8 protein-coding genes are annotated in these 9,259 nt (G+C 63.3%); 2 read left to right on the top strand and 6 right to left on the bottom strand.

The genetic code is table 11. From position 1 onward, the window contains the following. The first annotated feature begins 328 nt into the window (after nucleotides 1-328). Nucleotides 329-817 carry a CcdC protein domain-containing protein gene (locus tag ACVOLZ_RS09720; protein ID WP_481515935.1) on the top strand — a complete coding sequence of 163 codons (489 nt, stop codon included), beginning with the start codon at nucleotides 329-331 and terminating at the stop codon, nucleotides 815-817. Between the two features lie 134 nt (nucleotides 818-951). Here ACVOLZ_RS09720 and ACVOLZ_RS09715 read toward each other — a convergent pair whose 3' ends face one another. Further along, nucleotides 952-2,106, bottom strand: a complete 1,155-nt coding sequence (locus ACVOLZ_RS09715) for a PQQ-dependent sugar dehydrogenase (protein ID WP_481515934.1) — start codon at nucleotides 2,104-2,106, stop codon at nucleotides 952-954. 157 nt (nucleotides 2,107-2,263) lie between these two features. On the opposite strand from ACVOLZ_RS09715, the gene yiaA reads away from it, so the two are divergent. Further along, nucleotides 2,264-2,701, top strand: a complete 438-nt coding sequence (yiaA, locus tag ACVOLZ_RS09710) for an inner membrane protein YiaA (RefSeq protein WP_481515933.1) — start codon at nucleotides 2,264-2,266, stop codon at nucleotides 2,699-2,701. Nucleotides 2,702-2,743: 42 nt separating this feature from the next. Here yiaA and ACVOLZ_RS09705 read toward each other — a convergent pair whose 3' ends face one another. The 5 genes from ACVOLZ_RS09705 to ACVOLZ_RS09685 all read right to left on the bottom strand — a co-directional run bounded on the left by ACVOLZ_RS09705 (nucleotide 2,744) and on the right by ACVOLZ_RS09685 (nucleotide 9,075). Then, complete coding sequence (locus ACVOLZ_RS09705; RefSeq protein WP_481515932.1) at nucleotides 2,744-4,036, bottom strand: dicarboxylate/amino acid:cation symporter; 1,293 nt, start codon at nucleotides 4,034-4,036, stop codon at nucleotides 2,744-2,746. 53 nt (nucleotides 4,037-4,089) lie between these two features. Beyond that, nucleotides 4,090-4,827: a L,D-transpeptidase family protein gene (locus ACVOLZ_RS09700; protein WP_481515937.1), complete on the bottom strand. Its 738-nt coding sequence runs from the start codon at nucleotides 4,825-4,827 to the stop codon at nucleotides 4,090-4,092. A 62-nt stretch (nucleotides 4,828-4,889) separates the two neighbouring features. Continuing rightward, nucleotides 4,890-5,738, bottom strand: coding sequence for a MurR/RpiR family transcriptional regulator (locus ACVOLZ_RS09695; RefSeq protein ID WP_481515931.1), 849 nt, complete (start codon nucleotides 5,736-5,738; stop codon nucleotides 4,890-4,892). A gap of 788 nt (nucleotides 5,739-6,526) precedes the next feature. Further along, nucleotides 6,527-7,624: a dipeptide epimerase gene (locus tag ACVOLZ_RS09690; RefSeq protein ID WP_282270746.1), complete on the bottom strand. Its 1,098-nt coding sequence runs from the start codon at nucleotides 7,622-7,624 to the stop codon at nucleotides 6,527-6,529. Further along, nucleotides 7,621-9,075 carry a C40 family peptidase gene (locus tag ACVOLZ_RS09685; RefSeq protein WP_481515930.1) on the bottom strand — a complete coding sequence of 485 codons (1,455 nt, stop codon included), beginning with the start codon at nucleotides 9,073-9,075 and terminating at the stop codon, nucleotides 7,621-7,623. Before ACVOLZ_RS09685 ends, ACVOLZ_RS09690 begins: the two co-directional genes overlap by 4 nt. Nucleotides 9,076-9,259 lie beyond the last annotated feature (184 nt).

The raw sequence follows: 9,259 nt of genomic DNA, 5'->3' as shown, positions 1-9,259 counted from the left end.
GCCCGGCCACCCCCCCCACCGCGCCGTTCCCGCTCTGGGGGCCGGCGCCGCGGGGCCCGCCCCCGGGCGGCCGGCGCCCCCCCCCCCCCCCCCCCCCCCCCCCCCCCCCCCCCCCACTACGCTCCCTCCCTTGCGCCGCAGGCGTAGGGGAGGGTTGGGGAGGGGTTGGCTTTTGAAGCATTGCCGATAAAGCCGCTGCCGGGCATGGCTCGGCACTACAGGTGGGGCTATACCGGTAAGGCCGCTGCCGAGCATGGCTCGGCAGTACGATGTCTGGTTTATTGTCAGCTTCGCGGCTTACGCCGCTCCTACAACACGGGGACGCTTCATGCCTGCTGCATTGCCTGTCTACATGCCTTGGTTGATGACGGCCGGTTTCGGCTGGTTGTATTACCGGCGCATCCGCCGTCATTTTGGTTGGCAGGCGTGGCGGCCTGTTCGCAATGGCTTCCGTATCGGCATCTTGGTGTTGGTTAGCGCGATGCTGGTGTTTGCGGCGGTGTATGTCCCGCATGTGGCGTGGGGTGTTGCTGCAGGCGCGGCTGCCGGTGTTGGCCTGGGAGTGTTCGCACTCAAGCACACGTTGATCAGCTCGCGCGATGGGCAGCCAGGCTATACGCCGAATCCGTGGATCGGCGGTGCCCTGGCGGTGTTGTTGATCGGACGATTGGTTTGGCGCTGGTATGGCGGTGCTTTCAGCCAGGGCATGGGGGCGGGTATCGGCAACGCCAGTCCGTTGACCTTGGCGTTGGCGGCGGCCTTGATCAGCTATGGGTTGGTGCAGGCAGTAGGTTTGGCGATACGCCTGCGATCCTAGTTGTAGTGCCGAGCCATGCTCGGCAAGGAGCTTTACCGGTAATGCCTCTGCCGAGCATGGCTCGGCACTACAGGTGAGGTTTGCCCGGTAACGCCTCTGCCGAGCATGGCTCGGCACTACAGGAAGCGGAGGCGTCAGCCTGCCTTCGGCGTGAGCTTCAACAGCTTTGCATTGGCGCCGTCTTCCAGCAGCCACAGTGCGCCGTCCGGGCCTTGCTCCACTTCGCGGATACGTTGGCCCATGTCGAAGCGTTCGGCTTCGCGGGCCTTGTCGCCATCAAAGGCAACGCGCACCAGCGACTTGGACGAGAGCCCACCGATGAAGCCGCTGCCCTGCCATTGCGGGAACTGCTTGCCGTTGTAGATGATGAAGCCGGCCGGCGAAATCACTTGGCGCCAGGTCACCACCGGGGCAATGAATTCCGGGCGGGTGTCGTGATCGGGGATCGGGCGGCCGTCGTAATGATCGCCATTGGAGACGATCGGGTAGCCGTAGTTGCCGCCGCGCTGGATCAGGTTCAGCTCGTCGCCGCCCTTCGGACCCATCTCGTGTTCCCACAGTTTGCCGTTGCCGTCGAAGGCGAGGCCGAGCACGCTGCGGTGACCCAGCGACCACACTTGATCGGCCGGCGATCCCTGCGCTACAAACGGGTTGTCAGCGGGCACGCTGCCATCGTCGTTGAGGCGGATGATCTTGCCCAGATTGGTCTTCATGTCCTGCGCCGGGTCGAACTTCTGCCGTTCGCTGGAACTGATCCACAACTTGCCATCCGGACCGAACGCCAGGCGATGGCCATAATGGCCACGGCCGGTAACCTTGGGCGTCTGTCGCCAGATCACCTGCGCATCGGTCAGCTGGCCATTGCCGTCGGCATCCAGCACCAGTTTGGCACGAGCGACCGCAGCACCACGGGTGTCGTTCTCGCCTTCTTCGGCATAGCTGTAATAGACCAGACCATTGCTGGCGAACTGCGGGTGGACAACCACGTCACCAAAGCCGCCCTGGCCACCATAGGCCACGGTCGGGACACCGCTGATGGTGCCGCGCTTGCCGCTGGCCGGGTCGAAGTGGACCAGCTTGCCGCTCTTCTCGGTGACCAGCAGGCTGCCGTCGGGCAGGAAGGTCATTGCCCAGGGCTCGTTGAAGCGGGCCGCTTCGGTGGCCGTGAACGGCCATTGCGCGGACTTCACTGCAGCCTCGGCTGCCGGATCAGGATCGGCGGCACAGGCGCTGGTGAACAGTACGGGGGCGAGGGCCAGGCTCATGCTGAGCAGGAGGGTACGGGGCATGGAGGTCTCCGGAAGCGGGATGCGATACCAGTGCAGGGTTGTACACCATGGCGACCGATGCTGTCCGTTCGGGGGATGGGACTGGCGCACGGAATCGCTTACCGTAGCGGCCGAGCGCCTGTGGAACTGGGCCCCTGCATCCAAAAAAGGAGTTTTCATGACGAAACAACAGATCTATCGCCCCTCTGCCGCGTTCATCGCGTCCGCATGGACGGCATTGTTGCTTGGGGCGGTGGCGTATCTGGTCGGCCTGTTCAACGCCGAGATGCTGCTCAACGAAAAGGGCTATTACCTGACCCTGCTGCTGTTCGGCCTGTTCTCGGCGGTATCGCTGCAGAAGAGCGTGCGTGACCGCTTGGAGGGCATCCCGGTAAGCAATCTGTATTACAGCCTGTGCTGGTTCGCGCTGCTGTGCGCGCTGTTGCTGCTGCTGGTCGGCCTGTGGAATGCGACCCTGCTGCTCAGCGAGAAGGGTTTCTATGGCATGTCGTTCGCGTTGTCGCTGTTCGGTGCGGTCGCTGTGCAGAAGAACACCCGCGACGTGATGGCGGCCGATGCTGCTTACGGCACTCCACCGCTGCCGCCGCAGGAGTGATCGAACACCACTCCCGCCAATGGCGGGAGTGGTTGCGGGCAATCAGCTGTCGCTGGTCTGATCCTGCTCTGGGTGCTGCGCCGTGTGCCGGGCAACGATGCCGGTGGCAGTGACGCCGCCAGTCGCATTGCCGATGGTGCAGAACACATCGGGAATGGTATCCACCGCCAGCAACACGCCCAGCGGCTCCACCGGCAGGCCCAGGCTCTGGGTGATCGGCATGTTGTTGGTCATGAAGTTGGCCTGGCCGGGCAAGCCGGTCGAGCCCATGCTGATCGCCGCTGCCAACAGCACCGCAACTGCATATTGCGAGGCATGCACGTCGATGCCGTACAGCCAGGCGATGAAGCTGGCCACGGCGATGTACTGCGCCGGGCTGGTGATGCGGAACAGCGACACCGCCATCGGCAGCACCAGCGAGGTCAGTGCAGCTGGATAGCCGAGGCGGTTGCGCGCGCTGTCGATCATGGCCGGCAACGATGCCAGCGAGGACTGCGTGCTACCGGCGATCACCTGCACCGGCACCAGTGCTCGGGCAAAGCGGCCGAACGGTTCACCGGCAGCGAAGCGGGCGACCAGGTACAGCAGCAGGGTGATCAGGATGTAGATCACGCACATCAGCACGATGTAATAGCCTAGCACGCCGATGATGCTCATTCCAACTTCGGCGCAGACCACGAATACCAGTGCGAACACGCCCGCCGGCGCCGCCCACAGCACCCAGCGCACGATGGTGATCATGGTGTCGGCGATGATGCGGATGATGTCCAGGATGCGATCGCGGCGCTCCGGCTCCTGCCGGCTCAAGGCAAAGCCGAAGAACATGGCGAAGGCCACCAGCGGCAGCATCGCACTGGAAGCGGCCGCTGCCAGTGCATTGCTGGGAATCAACGAGCTGATCCATTGCGCGGCGCTGAGCGGCGTGGCTGCGGTGGTCGGTGAGCGCAACGCATCGCGGAAGGCCTGGATGTTGTCGGCATCGCGCGGCAGCAGGTCCAGCAGGAACGGAGTGATGACCGCGGAGAACGCGGCCGAGCCGACCAGCAGGATCAGGAACACGATGATCGCGTTGCGCGCGGTACGCCCGGACGCGGCGGCATTGCTGGCGGTATTGACGCCAACGATGACCAGTGCGGTGACCAGGGGTACCACCGTCATTTGCAGTGCGTTGAGCCAGAGCCGGCCGATCGGTCGCAGCAGGTCGGCGATCTTCAGTGCGAGCGTCTGGTCATAGGCGGTCAGCGCCAGCCCGACGATGGCGGCCAGCACCAGCGCGATCAGCACCTTGACCGGTGCCGAGACCTTGGAAGATTTTGCGGGTGCGCTGTCGGTCATGAAGAGAGGGCTTGGCTAAAGAGAAGGGAAGATGCCCGGAACCGGACAAATGCTCAACGAGTAGTTTCTGAAAGTGCGGGCAAGCCCCAGCTGCGCTGCAGCCGCTGGTACTCGGCATCGGGCAGCAGCACGAACAGCGGCTTGGCCTCGGGTGACAGCCATTCCAGCAAGGCCGACATGCGCTCCGGCTCCATTGCGGTGCAGCCGGCGGTCGCTTCGCCGGGTTGGCGCCACAGGTGGGCGAAGATGCAGCTGCCCTGGCCGGGTACTGCAGCGGGGTTGTGCTCGATGACGAAGCCTTCGCGGTAACGACGGTCGCCGTTGTTGTGCAGGTCCAGGCGCATGGCCTCGGTGGAACCCTTGACCGCGGCTTCGCCGACCTTGGCGGCATCGACGATCTGGTTGTACAGCGGCGAGGCGGGCACATCCATGCAGTAGCTGCTGGCCAGCATCGGCTGGTAGGGCATGGCGCTGGTGATGTGCTCGGCATAGCCGAACGCCGGGCCGATGTTGAAGATACCGGCCGGGCTGCGGCCATCACCTTCCTGCTTCTGCGGGCCATCCTTCTGCTGCGGATGCACGCCGATGCCCCAGGCGCTGCCGCTGCGACCGAGGCTGACGTCGAAACCTGCATCGTGGGCCTTCCAGCCGCCGACGGTGCGTTCAAAGGCCTGCAGGTGGGCGTTGGTCGCGTTCCAGTTGGGTGTGGTGACGACGATCAGCTGGCGGGCACCGTGTACTGGAGTAGCGAGCGGCGAGGCGAAGCTGGCTGGTGCAATGACCATCAACATGCAGCCCAGCAGGTGTCGGAAGTTGCGTTGGAACAGAGTGAGCATGGCGGCGGCTCCTGCGGTCAGATGTCGATCAGGTGCTGGATGCGTTCCTGGTTCAATGCCAGTTGCCGTTGCCGATCAGGATTGGTCTGGCACAGCAGGACGAACACGAAATCCAGCAGGTATTGCAGCGAACTACGGTAGAGCAGCTGCGCGATGGGTGGTTGCGGGTCGTGTGCGCAGATGGCCAGCGAGGCATCTGCATGCGCGCGCAGTGGATTGGCGGTGTGGCGGGTGATAGACACCACTTTGCCGCCGACTTCCTGGAATTGACGCGACAACTGCCATAGCTGTGGCAGCTTGCCGAATTCGGAGAACACCAGCAGCACGTCACCGGGGCGAGCGGCGGAGAGGTTGGCAGTCATCAGGATGGGATCGGCCTGCTGCACGGTGAGGATGCCCAGCAGCGACAGCCGCATGGCGAACTCACGCGCGTACAGGCCATCGTCGCCCAAGCCATAGATGAAGACTTTGGGTGCGTTGTCGACCAGTGCGATGACTGCTTCCACGTCGGCCTGGGAATTGGCGGCCATGGTTTCTTCTTCGGCAGCGGCTTTGGCGCGGCGCAGGGTTTCGGCAACCAGCAGGTAGCCGCCGGGTTGGTTCTCCGGGGGCCAGTTGGTGCTCTCGCCATTGCCGGCGGCGGCGACGGCGGCGCCTACCGAGTATTTCAAGTCGGGATAGCCTTTGAAGCCGAGTTTCTGGCTGAACTTGACCACGCTGGATTGGCTGATATCCAAGGCATTGGCAAGCTGCTGCGAGGAGTAATCGCGCAGCAGATGTGCGTTGTCGAGGATGAAGTCGGCGATGCGACGTTCGATGGCCGACATCTGTTCGCGTTCGGAGCGGATTTTCACCAGAGGTGGCATGGGCGTATGGATGTTTATCTGCTGAAGACTTTAAGGGATTGCGCGAGCAAGCGGAGCAGCGCTGATTTTTTGGCTGTTGCTCCATAGCCCCTCTCCTGCGAAGCGGGAGAGGAGTTGGGGTGAGGGCGCTTTGGGTTTTCGCCTGTGCCCGTGTCTTTGCTCCAGTCCCCTCCCTTGCACGTAGTGCAGGGGAGGGTTGGGGAGGGGTAGCTTCTGCAGTTGCAGTTGCTCCGGCTCCTGCCGTTGCTCTTGCTCCACCGGGTCCCCTTCCGCAGCGACGGAGCTGGCAGACAAGACCCCGAACGGGGCGACGCACACGGATGTGCGTCGTTTTTCGACGATACAGGGATGTATTGTCGAAAAATCCTGCCAGCGGAGTGGACCCGCGTCGCATAGCGACGTGGGCGCGGAGGCAGGGTGTGCTTGACCAGCCATTCGGCTGTTGAAAAAGCACTTCTTTTGGTTAGCTTTTCTTTGCACAAGCAAAGAAAAGTAACTCGCTCCCCGAAGGGGAGAGAAAGCCTTTGCTCTGGCGTTTGCTGTAGCAGAAGCAGAAGCCGGAGCTGAAGCTACCCCTCCCCAACCCTCCCCTGCGCTGCGCGCAAGGGAGGGGGCAACAGCAGAAGCAGAAGCAGAAGCAGAAGCAGAAGCAGAAGCCAGGCTCATGTGTTGGTGGAGGCACTCATCCCAAAACAAAACAGCACCGGACTTTGCCGGTGCTGTTGTTTGCGCATGCGCGACCACGGCGGCGGCAACCGAGGAGAGACCGGTCGCCGCCGCTTGGGTGATCACGGCTTGATCATCTCCAGCCCGCGGACCTCGATGATGCCCAGGCCCGGCGCATCGGTAATGCTGATCTCCGACTCGTTGAAGATCACGCCGCCCACCACCGGATTGAACTGGCTCAGCGATGGCCCGTCCAGGTCCACCTTGCTGATCGCGCCGGACTTGGCCACGCCAAGATGCACTGCCGCTGCCACGCTGATGCTGGATTCGAGCATGCAGCCGATCATGCATGGCACGCCGTACAACGAGGCAATGTCGGCAATCTTGATCGCGTTGGAAATGCCGCCGGTCTTCATCAACTTGATGTTGATGATGTCGGCTGCTCCCTGCTGGATCAGATCAAACACCTGGTGCGGACTGAAAACGCTTTCGTCAGCCATCACCGGTGTGTTGACGCGCTCGGTGACGTATTTCATGCCGGCGATATCTGCAGCCTTTACCGGCTGTTCCAGCAGCTCTAGCACCACGCCGGCGTTTTCCAGCACGTTCATCGCATACACCGCTTGTTTGGCGGTCCAGCCCTGGTTGGCATCAAGACGCAGCAGGGCGCGGCCTTCGACGGCGGCGTGGATGGCCTTGACCCGCTCGATGTCCAGACCAATGTCCTTGCCTACCTTGATCTTCAACGACTCGAAGCCGCGCTCCACCGCCGACAATGAATCAGCCACCATCTTGTCGATGTAATCGACGCTGATGGTGATGTCGGTGGTGATCACCGGATCGCCGCCGCCTAGCATCTGGTACAGCGGAGCCTTGTGCAGCTGTGCCCACAGATCGTAGATGGCGATTTCCACCGCCGCCTTGGCGCTGGTATTGCGCTCCAGCGAGGTCTGGATCAGCCCGCAGATGCGGTTGAGGTTGCTGATGTCCTCGCCGATCAGGCGCGGCTTGATGAAGGTGTTGATGGCCTCGATGATCGAGCCGTGCGTGTCGCCGGTGATCACCGCAGTGGCCGGCGCCTCGCCGTAACCGGTGTTGCCGGTGTCGGTGCGCACCATCACCACGATGTCTTCCACCGTTTCCACGGTGCGCAGTGCGGTCTTGAACGGGGTTTTCAGCGGCACGCGGAGCATGCCAAGTTCGATGTCGGTGATCTTCATTTGGTGTCTTGCAGGCGGATGCGCTGGATGTTGGTCATGCGGTCGATGTAGCTGGCGGTGTCGCTGGCCATCATCGGCTGCAGCGGGGTCACCGATACGCCGTTGAGGCTGGCATGCACGCGCTTGCCGCTGGCATCGAACCAGCTGCCACCGGACGTATCGTGGATCACCCAGGTCATGCCATTGGCTTCACCTAGCATCATCATCACGTGGCCGGGGATGTAGATCAGGTCGCCGACCTGCAGCTTGGCAATCGCATCACTGCGCTTGGCCTTGCTGTCCTTGTCGGTGAAAGGCACGCGGTTCAAGGCCGGGCTGATCGCCTGCGCGCTGGTATTGCGTGGCAGTAGCACGCCAAAGCTGCGGTAGATCTCCGAGACGAAGCCGCTGCAATCGCGGGTGTCGTAGGAGTGGCCCCAGCCATAGCGTTCGCCGAGGAATTTGAAGGCCTGGGTGATCAGGTTGGCCTGGGTCAGCGGCAGGTAGTCGCTGGCCGATTCCTGCGAACGTGGCAGCAGGGCTGGCACCAGCGCCAGGCTGCCGTCGTCATTGCGCACCGGCAGCTGGATCACATGGCCGCCATGCGCCTGCTGGCCGTTGACCGGGTCCATCACCGGCCAGTCGGCCAGCACCGGGACGCGCACGCCCATCTCCAGCTGCAGGTCGGAGACGCGCGGCTCTTCCGGGGTGTGTGCGGTGAAGGCCTTGCCCGCGGTGATCACCCGGTACGGGCCCTTGGCGCCGTAACCGAAGACCTGCTCGGCGCTGCCAACGCCGACGAAGCGCTTCTCCATCCACGCCGCATAGCGCTCGCTGGCGACGAACACCCACTTGCCGTCGGCGCTTTCATGCAGCACCGCGACCGCGTCACCGGGGAACAGCGCCGACTCCTGGAAGCGGTCGATATCTGTATCGCCCTGGCTGCTGAATACGCGCAGCTCAGTGGGGAAGGCGCGCAGCGCGGCGCGGTGCACGACCAGGCCGTATTGGATCGGGCGGGTGGCCGGAATCGTATCCAGGCCGAGGTTGGCGGTCACTGCCTGCAGTTGGGCTGGGGTGACCTGCTTGCCATGCACGTCGTACAGGGTGCGGGTCGGGGTCTTGGAGATTCCGGCGATCTGCTCGCGGACCAATACTTGTGGCAGTAGCGCGGGCAGCTTGTGCAGGTCGATGATGGAGGCATCGAGCTGGCGCATGCGTGCGTTCTGCGCGTCGATGGCGGCGCGATCCATGATCACGGCGTCCGCATTGGGCAGCTTGGCGATCCACGGCTGCGGCGTCAGCAGGCCTTCTTCCAGGCCGATGATGCCGGCGTAAGAGGGCGTAACCGCTGCCGCAGGCACCCGCGACAGCGCAAAAGCCGGCCCGGCGCACAGCGCCGTGGCGAGGATCAAAGCCCGCGCAAGCGGGGCAAGGCGTCGGCGCTGGGATAGCGGCGGCAAAGCAAGCATTGGGAAGCTCCCCTCGTTGATGCTCAGGAATATTTATTCCTTTCGCTGTCGAAAGCAAGAATAAATTATTGACCGGCTATCGGGTGCGTGTTACACAGCGTTAACCACCCTGCACGTGGAAGTGTTGCCGTGGCATCAAACGCCGATTCTGCCCGCTTTGCCCGCGTCCCGTTCGCTCGCACGG

Source organism: Stenotrophomonas sp. STEN020 (assembly GCF_056760195.1).
The sequence above is the reverse complement of the archived record's forward strand: the minus strand, read 5'-3'. Positions and strand labels throughout refer to the sequence as shown.

Excerpts from the sequence above, each read along its gene's own strand:
- ACVOLZ_RS09720 (WP_481515935.1), top strand. The coding sequence starts at position 329 with ATGCCTGCTGCATTGCCTGTCTACATGCCTTGGTTGATGACGGCCGGT.
- ACVOLZ_RS09695 (WP_481515931.1), bottom strand. The coding sequence starts at position 5,738 with ATGCCACCTCTGGTGAAAATCCGCTCCGAACGCGAACAGATGTCGGCC.
- ACVOLZ_RS09705 (WP_481515932.1), bottom strand. The coding sequence starts at position 4,036 with ATGACCGACAGCGCACCCGCAAAATCTTCCAAGGTCTCGGCACCGGTC.
- ACVOLZ_RS09690 (WP_282270746.1), bottom strand. The coding sequence starts at position 7,624 with ATGAAGATCACCGACATCGAACTTGGCATGCTCCGCGTGCCGCTGAAA.
- yiaA (WP_481515933.1), top strand. The coding sequence starts at position 2,264 with ATGACGAAACAACAGATCTATCGCCCCTCTGCCGCGTTCATCGCGTCC.
- ACVOLZ_RS09715 (WP_481515934.1), bottom strand. The coding sequence starts at position 2,106 with ATGCCCCGTACCCTCCTGCTCAGCATGAGCCTGGCCCTCGCCCCCGTA.
- ACVOLZ_RS09700 (WP_481515937.1), bottom strand. The coding sequence starts at position 4,827 with ATGTTGATGGTCATTGCACCAGCCAGCTTCGCCTCGCCGCTCGCTACT.
- ACVOLZ_RS09685 (WP_481515930.1), bottom strand. The coding sequence starts at position 9,075 with ATGCTTGCTTTGCCGCCGCTATCCCAGCGCCGACGCCTTGCCCCGCTT.